The 26364-nt window shown below is 37.7% G+C and carries 22 protein-coding genes; 1 reads left to right on the top strand and 21 read right to left on the bottom strand.

Features of this window, described 5'->3' with window-relative positions; translation table 11 throughout:
* Positions 1-60 precede the first annotated feature (60 nt).
* The 20 genes from rho to AB3I20_RS02635 all read right to left on the bottom strand — a co-directional run bounded on the left by rho (position 61) and on the right by AB3I20_RS02635 (position 24709).
* Complete coding sequence (gene rho / locus AB3I20_RS02730; protein ID WP_067480328.1) at positions 61-1356, bottom strand: transcription termination factor Rho; 1296 nt, start codon at positions 1354-1356, stop codon at positions 61-63.
* The gene (locus AB3I20_RS02725; protein WP_067480325.1) at positions 1353-2624 is read right to left on the bottom strand and encodes a UDP-N-acetylglucosamine 1-carboxyvinyltransferase; all 1272 of its coding nucleotides are present in this window, start codon (positions 2622-2624) and stop codon (positions 1353-1355) included. Before AB3I20_RS02725 ends, rho begins: the two co-directional genes overlap by 4 nt.
* Before the next feature lie 223 nt (positions 2625-2847).
* Positions 2848-3780, bottom strand: a complete 933-nt coding sequence (locus tag AB3I20_RS02720) for an ROK family protein (protein ID WP_067480322.1) — start codon at positions 3778-3780, stop codon at positions 2848-2850.
* A gap of 4 nt (positions 3781-3784) precedes the next feature.
* Complete coding sequence (locus AB3I20_RS02715) at positions 3785-4411, bottom strand: YesL family protein (RefSeq protein ID WP_071869267.1); 627 nt, start codon at positions 4409-4411, stop codon at positions 3785-3787.
* Between the two features lie 315 nt (positions 4412-4726).
* Positions 4727-6370 carry a sugar ABC transporter substrate-binding protein gene (locus AB3I20_RS02710; RefSeq protein ID WP_067480317.1) on the bottom strand — a complete coding sequence of 548 codons (1644 nt, stop codon included), beginning with the start codon at positions 6368-6370 and terminating at the stop codon, positions 4727-4729.
* Between the two features lie 12 nt (positions 6371-6382).
* Positions 6383-7297 carry a carbohydrate ABC transporter permease gene (locus AB3I20_RS02705; protein WP_067480314.1) on the bottom strand — a complete coding sequence of 305 codons (915 nt, stop codon included), beginning with the start codon at positions 7295-7297 and terminating at the stop codon, positions 6383-6385.
* 16 nt (positions 7298-7313) lie between these two features.
* A complete protein-coding gene (locus tag AB3I20_RS02700) occupies positions 7314-8174 on the bottom strand; it encodes a sugar ABC transporter permease (RefSeq protein WP_197485188.1) in 861 nt (286 codons plus the stop codon).
* Between the two features lie 126 nt (positions 8175-8300).
* Complete coding sequence (locus AB3I20_RS02695; protein ID WP_067480307.1) at positions 8301-9320, bottom strand: LacI family DNA-binding transcriptional regulator; 1020 nt, start codon at positions 9318-9320, stop codon at positions 8301-8303.
* A gap of 174 nt (positions 9321-9494) precedes the next feature.
* Positions 9495-11612, bottom strand: a complete 2118-nt coding sequence (locus AB3I20_RS02690) for a glycoside hydrolase family 3 N-terminal domain-containing protein (protein WP_285701414.1) — start codon at positions 11610-11612, stop codon at positions 9495-9497.
* 16 nt (positions 11613-11628) lie between these two features.
* A complete protein-coding gene (locus AB3I20_RS02685; RefSeq protein ID WP_095803761.1) occupies positions 11629-13056 on the bottom strand; it encodes a 6-phospho-beta-glucosidase in 1428 nt (475 codons plus the stop codon).
* A gap of 175 nt (positions 13057-13231) precedes the next feature.
* Positions 13232-13957: a MurR/RpiR family transcriptional regulator gene (locus AB3I20_RS02680; RefSeq protein ID WP_075491650.1), complete on the bottom strand. Its 726-nt coding sequence runs from the start codon at positions 13955-13957 to the stop codon at positions 13232-13234.
* Between the two features lie 406 nt (positions 13958-14363).
* The gene (locus tag AB3I20_RS02675; RefSeq protein ID WP_067480296.1) at positions 14364-15233 is read right to left on the bottom strand and encodes a class II fructose-bisphosphate aldolase; all 870 of its coding nucleotides are present in this window, start codon (positions 15231-15233) and stop codon (positions 14364-14366) included.
* A gap of 338 nt (positions 15234-15571) precedes the next feature.
* Positions 15572-17182: a CTP synthase gene (locus tag AB3I20_RS02670; RefSeq protein WP_368026903.1), complete on the bottom strand. Its 1611-nt coding sequence runs from the start codon at positions 17180-17182 to the stop codon at positions 15572-15574.
* Between the two features lie 625 nt (positions 17183-17807).
* Complete coding sequence (gene glnA, locus AB3I20_RS02665) at positions 17808-19148, bottom strand: type I glutamate--ammonia ligase (protein ID WP_067480290.1); 1341 nt, start codon at positions 19146-19148, stop codon at positions 17808-17810.
* 41 nt (positions 19149-19189) lie between these two features.
* Entirely contained in the window at positions 19190-19582 is a 393-nt protein-coding gene (locus tag AB3I20_RS02660) for a MerR family transcriptional regulator (RefSeq protein WP_067480287.1), read from the bottom strand.
* A 163-nt stretch (positions 19583-19745) separates the two neighbouring features.
* Positions 19746-20999 (bottom strand): methionine gamma-lyase family protein, encoded by a 1254-nt coding sequence (locus AB3I20_RS02655; RefSeq protein WP_075491925.1) that lies wholly within the window; start codon positions 20997-20999, stop codon positions 19746-19748.
* The gene (hflX, locus tag AB3I20_RS02650; protein ID WP_067480282.1) at positions 20983-22236 is read right to left on the bottom strand and encodes a GTPase HflX; all 1254 of its coding nucleotides are present in this window, start codon (positions 22234-22236) and stop codon (positions 20983-20985) included. Before hflX ends, AB3I20_RS02655 begins: the two co-directional genes overlap by 17 nt.
* A complete protein-coding gene (miaA, locus tag AB3I20_RS02645; protein ID WP_067480279.1) occupies positions 22233-23162 on the bottom strand; it encodes a tRNA (adenosine(37)-N6)-dimethylallyltransferase MiaA in 930 nt (309 codons plus the stop codon). Before miaA ends, hflX begins: the two co-directional genes overlap by 4 nt.
* 7 nt (positions 23163-23169) lie before the next feature.
* Positions 23170-23901: a glycerophosphodiester phosphodiesterase gene (locus AB3I20_RS02640; RefSeq protein ID WP_067480276.1), complete on the bottom strand. Its 732-nt coding sequence runs from the start codon at positions 23899-23901 to the stop codon at positions 23170-23172.
* A gap of 280 nt (positions 23902-24181) precedes the next feature.
* Entirely contained in the window at positions 24182-24709 is a 528-nt protein-coding gene (locus AB3I20_RS02635) for a hypothetical protein (protein ID WP_071869273.1), read from the bottom strand.
* 182 nt (positions 24710-24891) lie between these two features.
* Here AB3I20_RS02635 and clpP point away from each other — a divergent pair, with 182 nt between their 5' ends.
* Positions 24892-25485 (top strand): ATP-dependent Clp endopeptidase proteolytic subunit ClpP, encoded by a 594-nt coding sequence (gene clpP / locus AB3I20_RS02630; RefSeq protein ID WP_067480270.1) that lies wholly within the window; start codon positions 24892-24894, stop codon positions 25483-25485.
* 397 nt (positions 25486-25882) lie between these two features.
* Here clpP and AB3I20_RS02625 read toward each other — a convergent pair whose 3' ends face one another.
* The gene (locus AB3I20_RS02625; RefSeq protein WP_086270767.1) at positions 25883-26359 is read right to left on the bottom strand and encodes a gamma carbonic anhydrase family protein; all 477 of its coding nucleotides are present in this window, start codon (positions 26357-26359) and stop codon (positions 25883-25885) included.
* Positions 26360-26364: the final 5 nt, after the last annotated feature.

Genomic DNA, 26364 nt, shown 5'->3' with positions numbered 1-26364 from the left:
CAGAGTTGATTTGTCGATTTACAACAGTAACATCTTATCATGTTTCATTCAAGGTTGCAATTATCTTTTTTGATTTCTCATTTGATTTTTCTTACCAAAGGAAACATCTTGAAACTCCGCAAAAAATTGTTGATTGTTCTTCGTTTTTCGTAAGAAACGAATCAATTGCTCAGTGTATTCCAAAGAATCACCAATCATATTTTTCCGTAGCTTCCAAATTTCTTCTAATTGCGCACTTGGAATCAATAACTCTTCTTTACGAGTTCCTGATTTTTTGATGTCGATTGCTGGGAAAATTCTTCTTTCTGCCAATTCACGTGACAATTGGAGTTCAAGATTTCCCGTTCCTTTGAACTCTTCGTAAATGACATCGTCCATTCGACTACCCGTATCGACTAAAGCAGTTGCTAGAATCGTTAAGCTCCCGCCTTCTTCGATATTACGTGCCGCTCCAAAAAATTTCTTTGGTTTGTACAACGCAGCTGGATCAATCCCTCCACTTAAAGTTCTACCACTTGGCGGAACAACTAAGTTATAGGCTCTGGCAAGTCGCGTGATACTGTCCATTAAAATGACAACATCTCGCTTATCTTCAACCAAACGCATTGCACGTTCTAAAACTAATTCCGCGACACGCGTATGATTCTGTGGTTGTAAATCAAACGTTGAAGACACCACATCACCTTTTACGCTACGCTCCAAATCGGTCACTTCTTCTGGTCGTTCATCAATTAATAAAACAATCAATTCAACATCAGGATAATTCTCAGTGATACCATTTGCAATTTCTTTTAAAACCGTTGTTTTCCCTGCTTTAGGTGGAGCAACGATTAAGCCACGTTGACCAAAACCAACAGGAGAAAAAATGTCAATCATTCGTGTGGATAATCGATTAGTAGTCGTTTCTAACGTTAACTGTTCTTGTGGATAAAGAGGTGTTAGTGCTGGAAAATGAGGGCGCTCTTTCGCTTCTTCTGGGTCTTTTCCATTGACACTTTCAACATGCATCAAGCCATAATAACGTTCTGATTCTTTCGGTGGGCGGGCTTTCCCGGCAACTTTATCCCCATTTCTCAAACCAAAACGGCGAATTTGTGAAGCAGAAATATAGATGTCTTCTACACTGGGACCATAATTAATTGGACGTAAAAATCCATACCCATCTTGTCCTACGATATCTAAAATTCCTTCCATATAATAGAATCCTTGTTTTTCTGCTTGTGCACGAATGACAGAGAGTGCGAGTTCTTTTTTATTCATTTTACTGTAATAAGGAATTTTAAAATCCTTTGCGTAACTGTAAATTTCTTTTAACGTTTTATTTTCCAGCTCCGCCATTGTCAAATAATCGCTCATTCGGCCTCCACTTCCTCAATCATTTCAATTGATGCACCTAAAGCAGTCAACTTTTCAATAATATGATCATAGCCACGTAAAATATATTCGACATTATAAATTGTCGTCGTTCCTTCTGCTAGCAACCCAGCAATAACTAAACAAGCTCCTGCACGAAGATCAGATGCCACAACTTCTGCCCCATGTAACTTACTTGGACCATTTATAATAATCATGTTTCCTTCAACTGAAATGTCTGCACCCATTCGCGCTAGCTCAGGTACATGATTGACACGCTTGGCATAGATCGTATCAATGATTTCTGCGGTGCCAGATGTCATTAACAATAATGGCGTCAATGGTTGTTGCAAATCTGTCGCAAAACCTGGATATGGATAAGTCATCACATTCACAGCTTTCAACTCCGTTGCCGGATAGACTTCAATCTCGTCCTCACTGATTTTCATTTTGACACCAATTTCTTGTAATTTAGCAATGAAGCTTTCAAGATGCTCATAAATAACATTTTTTACTTTTATTCCATCTCCTGCAGCTGCTGCAAGAGCTAAGTACGTTCCCGCTTCAATTCGGTCAGGAATCATGAAATGACGACAACCATGTAATTCATCAACACCGTCGATACGGATAATGTCCGTACCTGCACCACGAACGTTTGCACCCATGTTGTTCAATAATGTCGCAACGTCAATAATTTCTGGCTCACGAGCCGCGTTTTCAATAATTGTTTGGCCTTTTGCTTTTACTGCCGCAAGCATGACATTGATTGTCGCACCTACAGAAACAACATCCATAAAAATTCGATTTCCTTGCATTTGGCCATTTTCAGTTCGCAAATACATTGCGCCATGTTCATTTGTAACTTGTGCGCCTAGCGCCTCGAATCCTTTAACATGTAAATCAATTGGTCGCGGACCTAAATAACAGCCACCAGGCAAGCCAACTACAGCTTCACCAAATTTTCCTAATAATGTTCCCATAAAATAGTACGATGCACGTAAACTATTGATTTTCCCATTTGGCATTGGCACAGATACGATTTCTGTTGGATCAATTTCTAATACGTTATTTGAAAAAGTAATCTTTGCACCCATAATTTCTAAAATTTCAATTAATGAATGGACATCCTGAATATCAGGGACACCTTCTAAAATCACTGGGGAATTTGCTAAAATAGCCGCCGGAATCAATGCCACAGCACTATTTTTTGCCCCACTAATCGTTACTTCACCTGTTAGTGAACGGCCACCATTGATAACGATTTTCTTCATAAAATCCACCTATTCTTAATTTATTCATACTCGCTAATTTTACCATAGACTGTCATTTTTCAAAAGCTTGGGATCATATCTACACATAAACAACTTTTTATTGTCCCTTTCGACCACTTTTTTACAAAAAAAAGAGACTGAAAAATAATTTTCCAGCCTACTTTCTATTTAGTAATTTGAACTATTTTTTCTCAAACATTCTTTGAATAATCAAGTGCTTTATTCACTTTGTCACTTGACGATGAATTTGATAAACAGCACCAATCATGCCTGCATCATTTTGCAATTTAGCTGGGCGAACAGCAGCAATCGTTTTGTTTTTAAGATAATGAATTGATTCGTGACGATTCATCACTTCTTCCAAACGTTTTTGAAATCGTTGATTAAATTCCTCGTTGGAACTGATTCCTCCACCAAATAAAATCAGTTCTGGATCAAAAAAACTAATCAGATTCAACATTCCCACAGATAGATCTGTTAAAAATTGTTCTACTATATTGATTGCCAGCACTTCTCCTTCTGCCTCTCTTTGAAAAATTTCTCGAGCATCTAAAATCATTGGTGCAGCTGCATCTAATTTTTTTTGGCTCAAATTATATTGATAACAGAGACCGCCAACGGTTGCTGCTCGTTTGTTCCACGAAACTTCTTCGATATCGCCTTCTGCTGGTAAGTGATCAATGATACTCCACCCAAATTCGCCAGCCATCCCATGAGCGCCTCGAAAAACTTCCCCATTGAGCACGATTCCTCCGCCAATACCTGTTCCTAAAACAATGCATAAATAATTTTCTAGCCCTTGTGCATTCCCAATCCAATGTTCTGCAATCGCTGCGGCATTCGCATCATTTTCGATAGAAACAGGCAAGCCAGTTAGTCGTTCCAGTTCTATTTTGATATTGGCTCCATAAAAAGGTCTAATTGCACCAGCAGTAAGCATGTATCCATCTTCTTGGATAATACCTGGCGCACTAATACCAATCCCCTCAATTTTTTCATATCGTTTTTGAGCATCTTTCACGATTGTATCTAGCTCAACCAAAAAGTCTGCCAACTGATAATTTGTTGGAATTGCAGATTTTTCTAAAATATTCCCAACTTCATCTAGAACACCATATTTGACAGTCGTTCCACCAATATCAAATCCTACATACATATGATCAACTTCCCTCTTCTAAATTCTCGTACGAATGAAAAACGCCCAACAATAACTTTGCTTTGATAAAAATGATCGTGCCGATTCCTAAAAAGAGCCATGCAAATAATAAACTTGGCAAATAAAGAGGCAGCATTATCCCTCCACCAATTGTTATAAAAAACAACAGGATACTACTTGGTAAATGTTTTAGTGATAAGATGCAAGCATTGACCAATGTTCCTGTTAAATTATTTTCAAAACGAGCAATTAACGGAAACAGATATAATCCCATCAAAACAAGTAATGTGACAAATAACATTACTAAATAATAGGCAATTTTATTTCCAATCAATAACGGTTGAATGAAAGGCAACAGAAAAAAAACACCACTACTCACACCCAAAATCAGCAACCACATTTTCGTTGCCAGAACAAAATTTTGTTTAAACTGATGAACATATTCTTTATACAAGACACCTTCTCTATGATCGACCATTTTATAAGCAGTCCCATAAGCACTAGCCATCGCCGCACCAATTGTGAGTACTGGTAAACAGGAAAGTATAAAAATAATCGTCAATAATAGCACTTGATAAATTCGTTGCATTCCTTCGTAGATTTTACCTTCTGTACTAAAAATTTTTTGCATTTTTTTCCCTCCTGAATAATCCTGTTCATACAAATCAAAAAGATGGTCACAGATTAGAAATGTTTCGTTGCTCGCGTTTTAACTTTTCGTCACAAGGTAGTTCAGTCATTTCGCCTCAATTCAAAACTATGGCACTTATTTTGATTCTTTGAACATTTTTAGCCGTCATTCAGCTAGCTTATTTGAACGAACTCTGTTTATTTCGTAGGTGTTCACAGACTCCTTTTTCAAAAAGAAGTCGAGCTTCTCGAAAATTGATGCGTACATTTTTGAGAAGCTCTTTTTTATTTAAGACTTCTTTTTTATTTTTAAAGATTACATCGCTAATTTTTCTTTATTCTCTTGAATTTTCTCATTACGAACTTTATTCACATCATCGATTTTGTTTTCTTCTTGGAACGTTTTGTACTTAGCTAATAAATCATCTAGTTCTTTTTCATCTTTGGCACGTAACATACCAACCAATGTTGTACTCCAGTTTGTTTGGATGGCACTTAAGGCACGCGCTTCTTGACTTCCAGCATCTGGTCCAATATTTTCCGTTAAGAATTGAGAAGTTAGTTTGCCTTCTCCCCATTGTTGCATTTGTTTAACTGCATCAACGTAGGAATCATCGTTCATTGCTTTAAAACGGTCATGACCAAACTGGATAAATTCACCCATTCGATACTCCAATTGCCACTTTTCTGGATCTTCTTGTTGAATTTTTCTTGCTTCATCTGTCCATTGTACTTTATCACCATCTTTGGTATAAGTTTCGCCTTCAATCCCAAAGTTCGTTAACATTTCTCCTTCATCACTTAGCAAATAAGTAAATAATTGGATTGCTTTTGCAGGATCTTGACAATTTTTACCAATATAGTTGATCATCCAACCAGAGATACCTGCCTGTGTTAACGTTGGATCATTTCCTTTGGTGCTTTGAATTCCATCAACTGCAATGTATTCAGAATCAGGATTAGCAGCTTTAAATGTTTGCAGCGGGATACCTTGGTTAACAAATGAACCAATCATTACAGCGCCATATTTTCCAGTTTGTAATTTTTCTTTGAATTTATCACCATCATCAGTAAACGTGTCATCCGAGATATTTCCATCTTCATGGACTTGGCGGAATGCTTTGACCCATTTGATATAATCTTCGTCTAAATTACGATCGTAGTAATCATCACCATCTGTATAAGGAACACCCAGCATATCTTGAACCACACTATCCATTGAACCATTGGATGAACCATCTTTGGCAAAGTCATTAAATCCAAACGGAATCAATTCAGGAAACTGTTCTTTGATTTTCTTCATTCCAGCAACAAAACCATCTGGTGTAGTGAAATCTGGTTTGCCAATTGCTTCATAGACATCTTTTCGAATAATGAACGCATCACGGGCAAAAATATCACCACTGTCAAAATCTGCTTGAACATTTGAATAATCTGGATAGCCATAAGATTTTCCATCTGAGAGTTTGTACCAGTTTAATGTTTCTTGACGTGCCACTTGATTGAAATATGGATCATACTTTTCAGCTAGATCTTGTAATGGAAGCGCCCAAGAGTTGGCTTTTCTAGCTACTTGTGAATTTGAATCAAAGACAGTCACGATATCTGGCATGTCACCACCAGCAAAATAAGTATTTAATTTTGTATCATCACCTGTGATGAATTTAATATCAATATTCAAGTCTTCTTTTACTTTTTTTGTCACCATATCTTTCCCAAATTCAGTATTCCACCAGTCGGCATTGACATACCAAGTTAATTTCGTTGCCTCTTCTTTTTTATCTAACTTCCAAGCAGGTGTATCTTTCTCTGGTGTATAGCGATCTTCAATTGAGGGAAGTTCTACTGTTTTATCTGCTGATGCTTCCTCTTTGCCGCTACCACAAGCACCTAAAGCTAGTAACACCGTACTCGTTAATGCCAACATACCTACGACCTTTTTCTTTGAGACTCCAAACATTGATTATTCCTCCTATTCTTTGACTGCCCCAAGCATCATGCCTGAGATAAAATGTTTTTGTAGCAATGGATAAATGATTAAAATTGGAACGGTCGTAACAACGATCGTTGCCAACTGTACTCCTTTAGATGTAGTACTGATTTCAACAGCAGCATTCAATCCTTGCTGTGAGGCTGCCTGAGATTGTGTAATGATTTCATAAAGTTTCATTTGTAATGGATAGAGTGCTTTATCCGTAACATACAGTTTTGCTGTCATGAAATCATTCCATTGCCAGACACCGTGAAAGAGGGCAATTGTTGCAAGTGCTGGCTTTGATAATGGCACAAAAATTTTTAAGAAAACGCCCCAATCGCTTGCGCCATCAATTTTTGCTGACTCTTCTAGTGAAGTCGGTACATCACGGAAAAAATTCATTAAAATAATAACATCATAGTATGACAACAACGCTGGGATAATATAAACCCAAAAAGTATTCAACAGGCCTAACGATTTGATTAATAAATAGGTTGGGATCATTCCCCCTGAGAAAAACATCGTAATAATTCCCATTGTCGAGTAAAGATTGCGGCCTTTTAAATTGCGCTTAGACAAAGCATAGGCCATAATTGCACAAAAAGCCGTATGTGCTAACACACCAAGAACCGTTTTTCCAATCGAGATAATCAATGCCTGCCACATAGAGGAATCGCCAAGCACTTTGCGATAGTTATCCATCGAGATTTCCGAAGGCCAAAAGACAAAATCTCCTTTTGCCAAAGCATCACTTGAAGCAAAAGAGGAAGCAACAATATTCCAAACAGGTACGATAATCATGATTGTGAAAACTAGCAAGAGCAAGACATTGACAAAGTTAAAGATCTTACTGTCTTTGTCTTGTACAACATTACTCTTGGGTTTTGATAAAGATAATTTTCTTTTTTCCATCGTCTTTACTCCTTTCTTATAAAACGGACTGATTATCGTTTAATTTCTTAGTTACGATATTCGTTGCAACCAGTAAGATAACTGAAATGATTGAAATACCTAATCCAACAGCCGTGGCGTAAGAAAAATCTCCCTGCATTAAACCAACTCGATAAACATATGAATTGATTACTTCTGCCTTGGGTTGATTTTGTGAGTTCATTAAAACCAATGTCTGATCTAAATTCGAATTAAATAAACCGCTTACACTAAGGATCAGGTTTAAAGAAATAATATTTCGGATCATCGGGATCGTGATACTCCAAATTTGACGCATTCGAGTGGCACCATCCATTTTTGCTGCTTCGTAATACGTGGGATCAATTCGTGACATCGTCGCAAGGTACAAAATCGTTCCCCACCCGGCTTCTTTCCACACATCAGATAAAGAAGCAATCCACCAATATTTTCCTGCATCCAACATATGGTTTTGCTTCGCTTGGATACCAATGAAATTCAAAAGTTCATTAATCATTCCGTTAGAAGAAAACCAAGTAATCAACATCCCACCGAGTATAATCCAAGAAAGGAAGTGTGGTAAGTAAGAAATCGTTTGGATCGTCCGTTTAAAGACGCTGTCTCTTAATTCATAAATCATCACCGCAATAATAATCGGTAGGACAAAACCAAAAGCTAGTTTTAAGCCACTAATTCCTAACGTATTGACCACTGATTGCCAGAAATATTTATCTTCCATAATAATTTTAAAGTTTTCCAGTCCCACCCATTGTGCACTTTCAATCGTATCAATCACTGTATAATTTTTAAAAGCAATCACTAAGCCATAGATGGGAATAAAGCTGAATATAATCATGTAGACAATACCTGGAATCGCCATCGATTGTAATTGCCACTGGCGACCAAAATTTCGAAACCACTTCTTGATACGAACGTTTAGTGTTGGTTTTACTTTTGCTTCCAACTGATCTTCCTCCTCGTTGTTTTTCCTTTTAAATCTATTACGCTAACTTTCGTGTTTGTTACGCAACTCTTTCGCTGTTTCTCCCGCAATCAACTGGCAGTCTAAACTTTTATTCTCACCAGTTTTTTGGTTATCAATCAAATGCAATAGCTCAATAACTGCTTGACGTCCCTGCTCACGAATCGGATTCCGAATCGTCGATATCTTTGGTTTGAAATAACGAAGTAATTCAATATCATCAAACCCAACTACACTAAAATCTTCTGGTACCGACATGGCTAACCCTTCGATTGCTTTGATAACGCCGATTGCACTTAAATCATTTCCAGCAATCCACGCTGTAGGCCAGCTGTTCTTTTCTTGCATGTTTAAGTACTGTGTCATATTGTTAAAACTAGCTTTTTCTTCAAATAATCCTGGGATAATCCACTGTTCGTTAATTGTCAATCCAGCTTCCTTCATAGTCTCTTCAAAGCCTAAATAACGTTCATCACTATCATAGACACCTGGATGTCCGGGTAAAAACCCAATTTTTTGATGTCCTTTTTCAATTAAATACTGTGTCGCTAATTTTCCAGCCTTTCGAGAAGAAAAGACCACACTACTGATACTTTGATCCTCAATTTCTCGATCCATAAAAACAGCTTTGATTCCTTCTGACTGAATCGTACCTAGTGCTTCATCATCAATCAGATCTTCAAATCCGATAAACCCATCAACCATATTTCCTAATAGATGCGAGCTTAGCACCTTTTTATCAGAAGAAATAATTACGTTCACACCATAGTGATGCTGTTCTGCTTCCTTCACGATTGCTTCGATCAGGGTACTAAAGTAAGGACCGATAATCGTATGCGTATAAAAGCCAATCATATTGGTGTGTTTTGCTTTTAGATTTTTACCAAATAAATTCGGTGTATAATGCAGTTTTTTAGCCGCAGTCAGGACTTTTTCTTTTGTTTTTGGTGTTACCACATCAACATTATTCAATGCTTTTGAAACAGTAGCAATTGAGACATTCGCTTCTTGAGCAACTTCACGAATAGTTATTCGTTCTTTCATAACTCCCTCCAAATAAAAACGTTTTTATTTTTCTTAAATAAGTAAAGAATTCTTTTTTACATTCACATCATAAATAAAAACGTTTTCAAAAACAATAACTTGTCCTCTTAATGGTTTTCGTTTCCCACTTTTGAAAAAAAAGTCATAGTGGCACAAGCTGTACCACTAAGAAAATTATGTTAGGAGAAATCGGCTTTCTGCCACAATATTCGCTACACTTTCCCCTAAAAATAAACGAAATCCGCCCGATTCAATCGTCTTTTTTAAATCTATATGACTATAGGCCAATTCAGCTGGCGAAACTACAAACTCGACTTTCTTCGTTTCGCCTGCAGCTAGTTCAACTTTTGTCCACTTCAAAAGTTCGATTTTTGGTCGAACAACTTCGGTAACCTCATCTTGGAAATAAAGTTGTGGTAACGCCCACCCTTTAATCTTGGAGTTATTCCTCACTTCAAAACTCACTGTCAACTCTTCCTCTTTCGTTAGCGTTTCACTTGAGAGGGAAAAATTTTTATATTGAAACTCGCTATAAGACAATCCATGACCGAAACAGTACAATGGATGGTTTTCTTCATCCATATAGCGTGAAATATATTTTTCATGATAGTTTTCTTTTGTTTGTGGCCGTCCAGTCGACATCTCTTGATAAGAATAAGGCAGTTGCCCAACACTACGAGGAAAACTCATCGGTAAGTGTGCCGTAAAATTTTCTGCACCACTCAAAAGCATCGCTAAAGCATCTCCTGTTTGGCTACCTAAAAACCAAGCAGAAACAATAGCATCTACTTTCTCAACGACATCTGTCAGAACTAATGGCCGTCCACTAAAGGTCACTAAAATCTTTTCAATCTCATCTGTCGCTAATAAATCAATCAATTCGAGTTCGATCGCTTTTAATTTTAATTCTGCGCGACTTGCAGCTTCGCCCGCTTCTTCGCTTTTCTCCCCAACTGCGATGATAACTTTATCAGCGACTTGGATTGCTTGCTCAATTGCTTTTTTGTCAAGTTGGTCAGTCACTGAAATAAGCTGGACTTCAGAAAATTGCTGTTTTAGACCACTAGCAAGTGAAATGGCTTTTTTCGAATCGCCAATCCATGACCATGCTCCAAGTACGTCTTGTGTTGTTGCTTTCGTACCGATCAATAAAATTTTTTCTGTTGATTCTAAAGGAAGAACAGCATTATTTTTCAAAAGTACAGCAGAATTAAGAGCTGCTTGATAACTTAATTCTTGGAGTTCAGATAAATCAACCGTCACGTCCAGCCCACGATACGGATTTTCAAATAAGCCTAACTCATTCTTCAAAGTCAAGATACGCCAAACTGCTTCATCTAATTTTTTTAATTGCTCTTTTGTTTCAATCATTTCTGCAAGCTCATTTAAATAGCAATCTGTCATCATATCGATATCAACGGTTGCCTCGAAGGCTTTTTTTGCTGCTTCACGTGGGTTTTCAGCTACGCGGTGATTCATCAACTCAGCAATTGCTGCCCAATCTGAAATTACGACACCGTCAAAACCCAATTCATCTCGCAAAATGCCTTTAATCAGCTTTCGATTTCCCGTTACTGGTACCCCATGTAAACTATTGAATGACGTCATAACCATTTTTACGCCATTCGCAATTGCTCCTTCAAAAGCAGGCAGATAGTTTTGGTACAACTCAACATCAGAAAAATCTACCGTATTATAATCACGACCACCCTCGGCAGCTCCGTAACCAACAAAGTGCTTCACACAAGCCGCTACACGATGTGATTCTGTTGCTAAATTTTTTCCTTGATAGCCTTTGACATACGCTTCTGTTAATGCGCGAGAAAGTCTAGGGTCTTCACCATTACTTTCTAATACGCGTCCCCAACGAGGATCTTTGACATAGTCTGCCATCGGAGAAAAAGTTACTTGAATACCCTCACTGGCAGCTTCTGCGGCAGATGCCTTTGCTACTTTTTCAATCAATTCAGGATCAAAACTACTAGCTAGCGCTAATGGAATCGGAAAAATCGTTTCATAACCATGAATAACATCTGCCATAAACATTAAAGGAATCTGATGTTGACTGTGCGCTAAATAATCTTCTTGAATTTTTCTGACTTCCGTTCCTCGGTGGGTACCTAAAACAGATCCTACTTGATAAAGCTGATCCATCCCCATTGACCACTCTGACATTGGGCCAGTAATTTCTCCTTGATTTCCAAAAAAATTAGGCGTTACTTGAGCTAATTGCCCAATTTTTTCAGCTAGACTTAACTTGTCCATTACTTTTTTTAGTTCACGAATTTCCATGATGTGCTCCTTTAGGCTATTGATTTTCTTGAATCAATTTTTGATACCAAGCAAAGGAATCTTTTTTCAAACGAACCAAACTTCCCTTGCCTTCATTATCTTTATCAACATAAATCATGCCGTAGCGTTTTTCCATTTCACCGGAACCAAAGCTAACTAAATCAATGATCCCCCAAGGTGTATAGCCCAGCAAATCAACACCATCAACATGTACAGCCAGATTCATTTGCTCAATGTGTTTTTGCAAATAGTCAATCCGATAGGTATCATGGACTTGCCCATCTTCTAATCGGTCGTAGGCACCAAAACCATTTTCAACAATAAAAAGAGGTAGATTATAACGTTCATAGACAACATTCAAGGTATAACGCAACCCGACTGGATCAATTTGCCAACCCCAATCACTTGCTTGAACATAAGGATTTCGAACGACTTTTGCACCTGGAAAATCAGTGATGTTTTCCCCTGAAATCTCTGGTAAAGTCGTTACTGCACCAGACATATAATAACTGAAACCAATATAATCAACTGTTCCTTCTTTCAAAGCTTGTGTTTCGTCTTCGGTAATTTCGATTTGATACCCTTTTTCTTCCCAATATTTTTTGGCATAAGTAGGAATAACACCACGAGCATGAATATCAGAATAAAAGAAGCGACGATCCATTACTTTGACGGATGCCATTAAATCTTCTGGATTACAAGAATATGGATAAACTGGTACGTACGCCATCATGCAACCAATTTGAAACTCAGGATTGATTTTATGTCCTAGTCGAACGACTTTTGCACTGGCAATCAACTCATTTAAACCTGCTTGAAAAGTCAATTCTTCTTTATTTTCACCCGCCTGAAAAAGCATGGCAGAATTGGTCCAAGTGTGTAGCTCATGTTGTCCGTCTGCCTGATTATTGATTTCGTTAAAGGTCATCCAATATTTCACTTTTTTCTGATAGCGCGTCATGACTGTTTCAGCATAATGAACGAAGAAATCAATCAACTTTTTATTTTTGAATCCACCATATGCTTCATATAAATGATAAGGAATTTCAAAATGTGATAAAGTAATCACCGGTTCAATCCCATTTCTCAATAATTCATCAAATAAATCATCATAAAATTGCAAACCTGCTTCATTTGGCTCTTCCTCATCTCCATTCGGAAAAATTCTTGCCCAGTTGATTGATGTTCGAAACACGTTTAAGCCTAATTCTTTAAACAAAGCAATATCTTCTTTGTAACGATGATAGAAGTCGATTGCTTCATGGTTGGGATAATTTTTACCAGGGATCACACCTTTCGTAATTTCTCGTGCAACCCCATTTGCACCAGCTGTCATTACGTCAGCAATACTGATTCCTTTGCCGTCAGCATTCCAAGCACCTTCAATTTGATGAGCTGCTACTGCGCCACCCCATAAAAAATCTTTTGGAAATTTATTTGCCATTATTGGTCACCTCAATTAGTTAATGCCCTTAGTATAGTTAGGAAATCTGACTTACTCAATGCCTGTACAAAACTCTGGCATGAAATCCAGTAAATAGAAAAAAACACCATCATGGTACATTCTGTACCAAAATAGTGTTTTCCAAAACGCCATGTACCTAAAAGTAATAATCTTTTTAGTCGCGTTGTTGAAGTCGATCCGCGAGTTGTTCAATCAAAAAAATACAAGGTATCTGACTTGTTAAATCTTCATGTTTTTTTACTCGGCGAACATCCACATGATAGTCTAGCACACAATCAGACATTCGACTCAAGGTCGAATTGATATCTGAAGTAATGGCAATCGTCAAACAATCGTCTTGATTTCGGAAACCATTCACTACTTCGACCACCTCATTTGTCATTCCTGAAACGGATAAGGTCACTAGCACATTGTCACTCGTATTTTGCAGTTTCGATTTAATTGGATAAGTTGGATCAATTAATGGATAACTATTGTACCCCATCAAAGCAAAACGACGTGCCGCATACTCACAAATCGCCCCTGATGCTCCCATACCAAAAAAGACGATATTCTCACAATATTGGATTTTCTCCACAACTTGATTTAATTTACTTTCAATATCTTTACGAAAACTATCCCGACTCAAAATTGTCAAAGCCGCGTTAAAATCTTCTCCTTCTACCACACTCGTACTAAACTGACTGCGAAATTCAGTATAACTTTCATAACCTAGCTTACGAATCAAACGCATCACGGAAGATGCCGAGGTATGCGATTCTTGTGCAATGTCTCGTACGCGCATATACGGAACTTTATCCACATTGCTACTCATATAATGATAAATTGCTTGGTCGGTATCAGACAAAGCATTAAAATCAATATTACCAAAAAAACTCATTTGTTCTCCCCCTAGTTGCAACTAAATTCAAATTTTCTCACTTATTTCTATTTTTTCAAGTAGCGAAAAAACGGTTACAAAGCTTATTCTAGAACAAAATAACTCATAATAGCTAGCAAATCAAGTAAGGAATAATTTTTTAAATAGTTCACGATAAGATTTTTCAGATTTTTTGTTAAACAATTCAGGAACAAAGGAACAAAAATGTTTATGTAAGCCTCGTTTTATTTCGCCATTAAATCAATGAGGCTTCAATTAAGATTAACTCGTCATCTTCCATGTTGTGCATGTCAGCAACCTCTTCTTTTTTAATTTAGAGAAACGAAAATCTTTAGTAAACAAAAAAAGTGAGACAAAACGAATCCGTTTTGTCCCACCCTTTTCATCAGTCAACAAAGGAAGCAAATTAAGCTTTGTTTGCTGAACCGAACCAGTCAATATGAGATTCTGCATCTTTAACGATTGCAGCTTTACCTGGTGCTAATAATTTACGAGGGTCAAATCCTTTACCTTCGCGGTCTTTACCAGCTTCGATGTATTCACGAGTAGCAGCAGCAAATGATAATTGGAATTCAGTATTAACATTAACTTTTGAAATACCCATTGAGATAGCTTTTTCGATTTGGTCTTGAGGAATACCTGATCCGCCGTGTAATACTAAAGGCATGTCTGGACCTACAGCATCAGCAATTGCTTGTAAGTGATCAAATGCTAATCCGTTCCAGTTTTCTGGGTATTGACCGTGGATGTTACCGATACCACATGCTAAGTAGTCGATACCTGTAGCAACCATTTGTTTACATTCTTCAATGTCAGCTAATTCGCCGTTACCGATGATTCCGTCTTCTTCTCCGCCGATTGAACCAACTTCACATTCTACAGAGATTCCTTTAGCGTGAGCTCTTTCAACAACGTCTTTAGCTAATTTCAAGTTTTCTTCGAATGGTAAATGAGAACCATCGAACATAACTGAAGTATAGCCGATTTCGATACATTCTAAAGCTGCATCGTAGTCACCATGGTCTAAGTGGATAGCAACTGGAACAGTGATGTTCATTGCTTCAACTAAATCAGTGATTAAATCTTTACATACTTTGTAACCACCCATGTATTTAGCTGCACCCATTGAAGTTTGGATAAGTACTGGTGCTTTTTTAGCTTCAGCTGCTTCAAGAATAGCTTGAGTCCATTCTAAGTTGTTTGTGTTGAATCCGCCGACAGCGTAACCGCCTTTACGAGCAGCTTTTAAAAATTCAGCTCCTGATACTACTGGCATAATAAAATTCCTCCTAAGTTTTGTAAAAACTAAATTTGTTAAGACAATTCTTAACCAACGACCTTATTTTACCAAACATTGTGGTACTTTTCTACTAAAATCATTGAAAATGAAAATTTTCAACAAGTTTTTTGTAAAAAAGAAACACAATAACGAACCACAATTAGATAAAAATACTGTTTTATTATGTTTCTTCTTCTCATTTAATAACAAAAAAACAAATAGAAAAAATCATTCTTTTTTCATAAACCCGCATTTATTTCACTTAATTCCTGCTTTTGACTCTTCCCGCAAAAAAACAGAGCAGTTTATGAAAACTACTCTGTTTGACCTATTTCTTATTTTGCTTCGCGATCTGCTAGCGAAGCACCAACAAATGCTTTGATTAATTTTTGTGGACGATTTGGTCGTGAAATCAACTCTGGATGGAATTGACAACCAACAAAGAATTTCTTCTCAGGAATTTCAACGATTTCAACCAAGCGATTGTCTGGTGAAACACCAGAGAAAACCAATCCTTGTTCTTCAAACATTTCACGGTATTGGTTGTTGAATTCATAACGATGACGGTGACGTTCTTGAACGACATCTGCCTCTTCGTATGCTGTTGCTGTTTTCGTTCCTTTTTTGATTTTACATGGATATAAGCCCAAACGAAGTGTGCCACCAAGGTTTTCAACATTTTCTTGGTCAGCCATCAAATCAATAATATTATTTTGAGCATCAGGATTTGTTTCAGCTGAAGCTGCGTCAGGAAGACCCACTACATTGCGTGCAAATTCAACACAAGCCATTTGCATACCTAAACAAATACCTAAAAATGGAATATCATTTTCTCTGGCAAAACGAATTGCTTCAATTTTACCTTCAACGCCTCGATCACCAAATCCACCAGGAACCAAAATTCCGTCAGCATCTTTCAAGCGTTCTGCGACATTTTCTTCCGTTAATTCTTGTGCTTTGACCCAATCCAATTCAATATCTGCATCATAAGCAAAGCCTGAATGTTTCAAAGCTTCTACTACTGAGATATACGCATCAGGTAGCTCAACATATTTACCAACTAAAGCAATACGGACTTTTTTCTTCAAGTTCAAGACACGTTCTTCTAATTCTTTCCATTCCGTCATGTCTGCTTCTGGTGTTTCAAGTTTCAAGTGCTCGCAAACAATTCGGTCCATCCCTTGTTTTTGTAGCAATAATGGAATGGAATATAATGTATCCACATCCGGTGATTCAATCACGGCTTCTGGTTCAACGTCACAAAATTGTGCTAATTTATTTTTTACGTTTTGTGAAACAGGTTGTTCCGTACGAACGACTAAAATATTTGGTTGGATTCCCAAGCCACGTAATTCTTTCACACTGTGTTGTGTTGGTTTTGTTTTCATTTCACCAGCAGCTTTTAAATAAGGAATCAATGTTGTATGCACGTACCTTACGTTATCTGCACCAACATCAGCTTTCATTTGACGCAAAGCCTCCAAGAATGGTAATGATTCGATATCCCCCACTGTTCCACCAACTTCGGTGATGATGACATCAGAGTCTGTTAATTTTGCGGCACGCATGATCTTTTCTTTGATTTCATTTGTGATATGTGGAATCACTTGGACAGTTGCTCCTAAGTATTCCCCTTTACGTTCTTTACGCAATACTTCAGAATAGATTTTTCCTGTGGTAACATTGGAGTATTTGTTCAAATTGATGTCGATAAAACGTTCATAGTGTCCTAAGTCTAAGTCTGTTTCCGCACCATCATCTGTTACAAATACTTCTCCATGTTGATAAGGACTCATTGTTCCTGGGTCAACATTGATATACGGATCAAATTTTTGGATAGTTACCTTTAGGCCACGATTTTTCAACAAGCGACCCAATGAAGCTGCTACGATCCCTTTACCAATCGAAGATACAACGCCGCCAGTTACAAAAATGTATTTTGTCATAAATTCAAAAACTCCTTCTTGTTTTATCTGCAGGAAAAGTCCCAGAAAAAATAAAGAAAGCTCCCTATTCTTCTAACAAGAATAGGGAGCTGAAATTTCTGTAAACTTCTGACCCTTTAAAAGGGTGCCCAAGGAGTATAATACAAGCTCCAGAATTGAAAGTCAAGACATCAATTTGATGATTGCGATTTCAAAAAAATTTGTTGGTGTTGGAAGCATTCAATACAGCATAACTCTAAAACTTACCTTACTACGTTGCAAACTATTTGATTATTTTGGAAGCATTCTAAACAACATAGCTCTAAAACACTAAACGAATTGGGATGGTCGGTTTGCTAAGTTTTGGAAGCATTCTAAACAACATAGCTCTAAAACCCTATTTTTTAAATATATTCTTTAACCCTTGTTTTGGAAGCATTCTAAACAACATAGCTCTAAAACCTCGCAAAAAAATTCAAGGTTTCGTAATCGCACTACTCGTCCATAGCAAAACTTCAGTTAGAGTACTTCAACAATTGTTTTTTCTTATTATATCATGGGAAAATAAACCTGTGGGAAACAAAACATAATGGATGAAAAAAACACAGAGACAAAAGATTGCCTCTGTGTTTACTACTTTTTTGACTTAATAAAGTTCTAAATATTGTTCTCTTTCCCACTCAGAAACTGTTTGACGGAAAGCTGCCCATTCCAAACGTTTCGCTTCAACAAAGTTTGAGAAGATGTGTTGACCTAGTGCATCGATCATCACTTCATCTTTACGCAATTCTTTAATTGCGTTGTGAATCGTTGAAGGTAAATCTTGAATTTGCGCTGCTTCACGTTCTTCTTCATTCATCACATAAATATTACGGTCAACCGCATCTGGCGGTGTTAATTCACGACGGATACCATCTAAACCAGCTTGCAATAATACGGCCATTGCCAAGTAAGGATTTGCAGATGGATCAACTGAACGTAATTCTAAACGAGTGGATACGCCACGTGATTCAGGAACTCGAACTAATGGTGAACGATTATGCCCACTCCATGCAACGTAAACAGGTGCTTCATATCCAGGAACTAAACGTTTGTATGAGTTCACTGTCGGATTGCAAACAGCTGTGTAAGCACGCGCATGATGCAACAACCCACCTAAGAAATGATAAGCGGTTTGACTTAATTCTAACTCGCCATCTTTATCATAAAAAGCGTTGCCGTCTTCATTAAACAAGGACATATTACAATGCATTCCTGATCCATTGATTCCATATAATGGTTTTGGCATAAAGGTTGCATGTAGGCCATGTTTTCTAGCAATTGTTTTGACAACCAACTTGAACGTTTGAATGTTATCACAGGCATCTACTACATCTGCATATTTAAAATCAATTTCATGTTGTCCTGGCGCAACTTCATGGTGAGAAGCTTCGACTTCAAATCCTAAACTCTCCAATTCTAAAACGATATCACGACGACAATTTTCCCCTAAATCTGTTGGGGCAAAATCAAAGTAACCGCCCTTGTCATTTAATGTCGTAGTAATTCCGCCATCCTCATCAAGTTTAAATAAGAAGAATTCAGGTTCTGGGCCTAAGTTGAAAGAGGTAAAACCAAGTTCTCTCATGTCTGACAACGCACGTTTTAAGTTTCCACGAGGGTCGCCAGCAAACGGTGTTCCATTTGGGTTGTAAATATCACAAATTAAACGTGCAACTTTTCCATGCGCACTCTCCCATGGGAAAATCATCCAAGTTGAAAGATCTGGATACAAATACATATCGCTTTCTTCAATTCGAACAAATCCTTCGATTGAAGAACCATCAAACATCATTTTATTTTCTAAAACCTTGTCAATTTGACTTACTGGAACTTCAACATTTTTGATTGTTCCTAAAATATCTGTGAACATTAAACGTAAAAAACGTACGTTTTCTTCCTCAATAATTCGTTTGATTTCTTCGCCAGTTATTTGTTTCTTTACCATGGTATCCCTCTTTCTCTTTCATTTTTATTTTTTTATTTTATTCAGTCATAGAATTGATGTTGCATTCCTTGCGACTGATAGTGCCCAGTTTTACTTAGCCCACCTTGTGATAACATTTCATCACGAAAGATTTGACGGACATCATGATCGGTCAATGGTCGTTTTTTCTTGGCTTCTTTTTTCTTCGCCTGCGCCATTTCATATACACGTTTGATTCCTGCCATATTCAGACCATCCGAGAGATAATCTTTGATTTCCAACAATGTATCAATATCATTCAACGAATACATACGACGATTTCCTTCGCTACGTTCAGGATGAACAAGCTCTTGCTCCTCATAATAACGAATCTGTCTCGCAGTTAGATCAGTCAACTTCATAACTGTACCAATTGGAAAAACTGACATTGAGCGTCGTAATTCCTTTTCTCCCATCAGATGTCCCCTTTCGTTTTCTAAGTTGAGAAAAGTGTACCAATTTATTTTTTACTTGTCAACGATTCATGTTAGGTTTTCTAACATGAAAGATAAAAAATTTTTCCGTACAAAAAAATGAGCTCTTTCTTTGCTAGAAAAAGCTCATAGATAGATTGATTATTTATTGATGGTAAACAGCATTCACTGCGTGAGAAACCGCAATTTTTACATGTTCAAAGGTCAAGCCACCTTGAATATACAGAGCATAGGGCTCTCTCAAAGGACCGTCTGCACTTAGTTCAATACTCGCACCTTGGACAAAAGTACCTGCTGCCATAATAATATCGTCTTCATATCCAGCCATATAAGAAGGAATCGGCGCAACAAATGAATCAATTGGTGAAAACTTTTGGATTGCTTGGCAAAACGTGACCATCGCTTCCGCATTTTCCATTTCAACTAATTGAATCAAATCCGTTCGTGGCTCATCCCAACGTGGTGTCGAACGTAGTTGATAACTCTCTAATAAAGCTGCCGTAAATACTGCACCTTGAATCGCTTGACTAACTACATGTGGCGCTAGGAAAAATCCTTGCAGCATATCATAAACATTCCCTAACATTGCGCCCCCTTCTGCACCAACGCCTGGTGTAGTCAAACGATAAGCCGCACGCTCAACAAACTCTTTTTTTCCAGCAATGTAACCACCCGTTTTCGCAATTCCACCACCAGGATTCTTGATTAATGACCCAGCAATGAGATCCGCACCAATTTGAGTGGGTTCCATTAGTTCAGCAAATTCTCCATAACAATTATCAACGAAAATGACCACATTTGGATCAATTTCATGCACAAATGTACACATTTCTTTTATTTTTTCAATCGTAAAGGATGGACGTGTAGCATAACCTCGTGAACGTTGAATCGCAACCACTTTTGTTTTGCTTGTCATCTTCTTTTTAACTTGTTCAAAGTCTACTTTTCCATTTGTTTGCAAGTCAACATGATCGTAGCCAATCCCGTACTCTTTAAACGAACCAATCCCGTTTCCGGCAACACCGATGACTTCTAATAAAGTATCATATGGAGTTCCTGTAATATAAAGCAAATCATCCCCAGGGCGCAATACACCAAAAAGGGCTGTCGCAATTGCATGTGTCCCCGAAACAATTTGTGGACGAACAAGTGCAGCTTCCGCCCCGAAAACTTGAGCATACACAGCTTCCAGAACGTCGCGACCTAAATCGTCATTTCCATAACCAGTTGATGGTAAAAAGTGAGTTTCTGATACTTGTTGCTCTCGAAATGCTGTTAATACTTTTGCTTGATTCGTCAATGCTACTTCTCGAACCTCCGCTAATCGCTTAGCAATCTTTTGATCCACTTCATCTATTTTTTCAACTAGTTCAGGCGCTAACTCAGCTGTCCAACTCATCTGTCATTCTCCTTATCCATTTCGAAGTACTTTTAGCAAAGCCTCTGACTTCATAGCTATTCTTTTCTTCGATAAATTCCTCACTTAACACCAAGGTTTGCCGCTTGATTTCACTTAACTGTTGCCCTGCCTCACTTGGTAAGAAAAGCGTATAGGGGGTTAGTAGTTCCATGATTTCTCGCTTGATTGCTCGTGTTAATTCTTGTTTTCCCGATTCACTTTTGGCTGAAATTAAACGATTAGGAAATAAAGTTGGTGTGAAAGCTCCACGATTGACTTGGTCTGCTTTATTATAAACAGTCAAGATTGGTACATCTTTCATTTCAAGTTCATCCATTAATTTCAAAACCGTTTGTTCCTGTAAAATTCGTTCAGGTGCGCTAGCATCTACGACATGTAGAAGTAAATCCATGTTTTGGCTTTCTTCTAACGTTGAATGGAACGCATCAATCAGTTGTGTTGGCAAATCTTGAATAAAACCAACAGTATCCGTCATCGTTACTTCAAACCCTTCAGGAAAATGCCATTTTTTTGTCAATGGATCAAGTGTTGCAAATAACTGATCTTTTGAATACGTATCTGCTTGGGTCAACAGATTTAAAATCGTTGATTTACCAGCATTCGTGTAACCAATTAGACCAATTTGAAAAATCTCATTGTTTTTTCGTTGTTGTCGATTGCGCTCACGATGTGCCTCAACTTCTTTCAGTTCACGTTTGACTGCATAGATTTTGTTGCGAATATGCCGACGATCCGTTTCCAGTTTTGTTTCCCCAGGTCCTCTTGTCCCAATTCCCCCGCCTAAACGAGATAAAGTCTTCCCTTGTCCCACCAATCGCGGCAACAAGTATTCAAGTTGTGCCAACTCAACTTGCAATTTACCTTCTCTTGAACGCGCACGCATCGCAAAAATATCTAAAATCAATTGTACTCGGTCGATCACCGGCAATCCTACGGCATCCGAAATGATTTGGCTTTGTCGTGGCGTTAGCTCGTGGTTAAAAATAATCAAATCAGCTTCATAAGCAGTTGCTTGCTGGATTAATTCTTCTAATTTACCTTTACCAATCAATGTTTGGCGATCAACTTGTGGTCTTTTTTGTGTAAGCGAAAAAACCACTTCTCCTGCCGCGGTTTTCGTTAATTGAATCAATTCTTTCATTGATTCTGCAAAATAAGATTGATTTTTTTCCGTTTCGACCCCGACGATCACCACTTTTTCTTTCTCTTCAATCATTGTGATTCCTCCAGCCATTTTTGAATTTTCGTTTCAATTACTTGCTGTTTTTCGGGTTGCTCCACCAAATCAAACCACTGGGCAGTTAGTCGATTTCTAAACCAAGTGAGTTGTCGTTTTGCATAACGTCTGGAATTCTGTTTGATTTGTTCTGCGACTTCTTCTAAAGAATTCTGTCCATTAAAATAAGGGAAAAATTCTTTATAACCAATTCCTTGACTCGCTTGTGTGTCACCTAATTGATAAACAAAACGTGCCTCCTCTTCCAAACCAGCTTTTAGCATCAAATCCACGCGTAAATTGATTCGCTCGTAAAGCTTTTCTCGGTTCGTATCCAAACCAATCATGTAATAATCATAGAATTGTTTTGGCTGTTCTTTGGGAGCAGTAATACTGAAGCCTGTCATTTCTAAAACTTCCAGTGCCCGGACAACTTTTCGTTGATTGTTCCAATGGATTTTTTCTGCTGCTTCTGGATCTTTTTCCTTAAGCATCGTCCATAAAGCTTCGTTTCCATACTCGTCAGCAAATGCTTCGTATTTTTGGCGAACTATTTTTGTTTCCTCTTGCTGTTTGTCTGCAGCGCCTAATTGATAATCATAAAGTAAAGACTGAATATATAACCCCGTACCACCTGCAATAATTGGCAAATGACCTCGAGCCGTGATTTCAGCAATCAATTGTCTAGCAGACCGCTGAAAATCAGCAGCTGAGTAGCGTTGTGTCGGCTCAATCACATCAATTAAATGATGTGGCACGCCCGCCATTTCTTCTGAGGTGACCTTGGCTGTTCCAATGTCTAGTTTTCGGTACACTTGCAAAGAATCACCGCTAATAATTTCTCCATTAAATTTTTTTGCTAATTCAATGCTCAAAGCTGTTTTACCAACAGCCGTTGGGCCAACAATTACTAATACTTTTTCCATAAACATCCTACTTTTTCATAAATTGTTTCAGGCGAATGGCTCTCTCTGGATAATCGGTAATGATTCCTGTCACTCCAAGTCCATAGCACCAATTGATTTCTTCTTCTGTATTGATTGTCCACGGTCGAATAGGCTTGTCAAAGATTCCTAATTGTTCGGGCTGTTCTTGCAACCAAGTTTTCTTAGGATGAACGCCTTCGATAAATTTGTTTTCCTTTGCATACATGATTTTATTTTTTGAAGTCCCTGTCAAAACATCTAATTGAACATCGGGTTCTAGTTTCGCCATGCGCTCCAAAGAAGCCAGGTTAAAACTGCAATACCCATGTTCAAACGGCCAAGACTGTTGCAACAAAGCAGACACTTTTTCCTCGATTTGAGGATACTCATACTTGTCTGTCTTTAATTCAATCATTAATACACCGCGATAATTTTTTTGGAGCAAAAGGTTCAGTACCTCTTTTAACGTTGGCACTTTTGCCGCAGAAAAATCTTTGCTAAACCAACTACCGGCGTTCAACTTTTTGATTTCTTCCAACGTTTTTTCGCGAAGCAATCCTTTACCATTCGTTGTCCGATCGACTTCCTCATCATGCATCACAACTATTTGGCCATCTGCACTAAGATGAACGTCTAACTCGATTCCATCTGAACCAACACGAACTGCTTCAGCAAATGCTGGCAAAGTATTTTCAGGATGTGTTCCGCTACTTCCACGATGTGCGTAAATCTGTACCATATTCATTCACTCCAATCGAGTACTATTGTAACATATGGAAGAAGTTTCAGCTCAAGCACTGAGCTAGTTGAACAAGTACATAAGCAGTTCAAAGAACTTTCCCTGTTTTTAGATAGCTACGCATTTTTTGGATTTCTTACTTTAAAAGCTCACAAATAAATTTGTTACTAAAAAGTGTCCATTACACAAAAGTAAAAAATCTTTTTAAGAAAGCTTTTCTATCTGCAACAAAAAAGAACCCTGACTCTCGTCACGGTTCTGCTACTAGTTGATTTGCTAGTTAGCTCCACACGTCGTCTTTTGAAAAGAAGCCGATTGGTTGTTTCGTCAGATTTTTTAATTGCAATTTTTTCTCGTTAATCATCTCAGTCAAATTATCGCTAAAGTTTTCTAAAATGACACGACCACCTTTGTACGCGTACCCGCCTACTTTCATCGTTTCATCAGGTGAAAGAATTACTTTTCGATGAGCGATTGTTTTGAATAATTCATCTAAAATGTAATTAGGTAAATAAAAATTGTTTTGTGTCGCATATGATTGCAAATAAGCAAAGTCATCAATCGTGATGTAACAGTCATCAAATGCATCAAAGCTAACATACTCTTCCATTAAAGTCGAACGTTTTTGCAAAATCTCGTTGACCTTCTTATTCAATTGATTCAACGTTTCAATTTCTTTGACCTTTAGTTCTAGTTCACGTCGACGTGTTTCTTTATTTTCTAAATGACGCATCTGGATTGCCATGCCAAGATAGACAACCAACGCACCCAAAAGAACGCCAATAAATCCTATGATTCCCACTTCCAAATCTACTGCTCCCCCTTGTTTCTATTCTCTTTTTATCATAACATAAAGATGACTTTCTTCGATTAATTTATCGAAGTTTTTTCATTTGACCTTTGTTGACCAAAAAGGTATACTTCTTCTTAGGTATTAAGAATACTTTATGTTACACTAACTTTGAAAGAATTTTAAGGAGGAAATTTAGAATGAATTTAATTCCTACAGTTATCGAACAATCATCTCGTGGTGAAAGAGCCTACGATATTTATTCTCGCCTATTAAAAGACCGCATCATCATGTTGAGTGGACAAGTAACAGATGATCTTGCAAATTCAATCATTGCACAATTGCTTTTCCTTGATGCACAAGACTCTGAAAAAGATATTTATCTTTACATCAACTCTCCAGGTGGATCTGTGACAGCAGGTATGGCTATTTATGACACAATGAACTTTGTCAAAGCAGATGTTCAAACAATCGTTATGGGGATGGCTGCTTCAATGGGTAGCTTCTTACTAACTGCTGGTACAAAAGGGAAACGTTTTGCTTTACCAAACGCAGAAATCATGATTCACCAACCACTTGGTGGCGCGCAAGGCCAAGCAACTGAGATTGAAATCGCTGCTCGCCATATTTTACAAACCCGTGAACGCTTAAATAAAATCTTGGCTGAACGCACAGGTCAACCACTTGAAGTCATCGAAAAAGATACTGATCGTGACAACTATATGACTGCTCAACAAGCAAAAGATTATGGCTTGATCGACGAAGTAATGGAAAACAATTCTGCTTTAAAATAAGCATAAAAAGACTGGGACAAAACTAGAAAACCAAGTCTTCCGTAACACCTTTTTCAATTTTAAAACCGCCTAAAGTTCGTTTTTGGAAACGAACTTTAGGCGGTTTTTCTATTTAGGATATTTTGCCTCAAACTTTTTTTACGAATAAACAGTGTTCCGAAAACAACTCCTCAATATAACTTGATAGCTTGCATTTACTTCAAAATATAAAATGCTATTTTTAATCCCTGCTCGCTAGATTGTCAGAGCTCAGCATTTTGCACCACAACTTTATCCACGGTGTTCCCCAAGCAACTCCTCAATATAATTCATAACTGTCTAAAAACATGAACAGCTATTTTTGTCAGTTGCTCTTTATTTTTTCGAAGCTGACCGCTTGGAACCACAACCTTTTCATTTAATATTTGCCTGCTAAATATTCTTGCCCTAACTCAATATAGTGTTGAATATTTGCTTGATTTTTTTGAATTTCTTCCTCCGTTAACGGACGGATCACTCTAGCTGGTCGTCCAAATGCCAAAACATTTGGTGGAATCACTTTGCCCTCGGTTACCAAAGATCCTGCCCCAATCAAACTATTCTCTCCGATTTGAGCATGGTTTAGAATTGTTGAACCCATTCCAATCAACACACCTTTTTCTATTTTACACCCATGGAGCATACATTGATGACCAACAGTAACATTTTCTGCAATTTCTGTCGGCGCATCATGATCCACATGGATGATTGTTCCATCTTGAATATTGGTTCCTTGTCCTACCTTAATCCAGTTACTATCTCCTCGCAAAACGGCTTGATACCAAATCGTTACATCCTTTGCTAAAGTAACATCACCGACTACTGTTGCATTTGGTGCAATAAAGAGTTTCTCCATTTGTC

Origin of the sequence: Enterococcus sp. C50, assembly GCF_040887505.1 — a bacterium.
GTDB classification, from domain to species: Bacteria; Bacillota; Bacilli; order Lactobacillales; family Enterococcaceae; genus Enterococcus_B; species Enterococcus_B thailandicus.
This window is presented reverse-complemented; position numbering and strand designations above follow the sequence as displayed.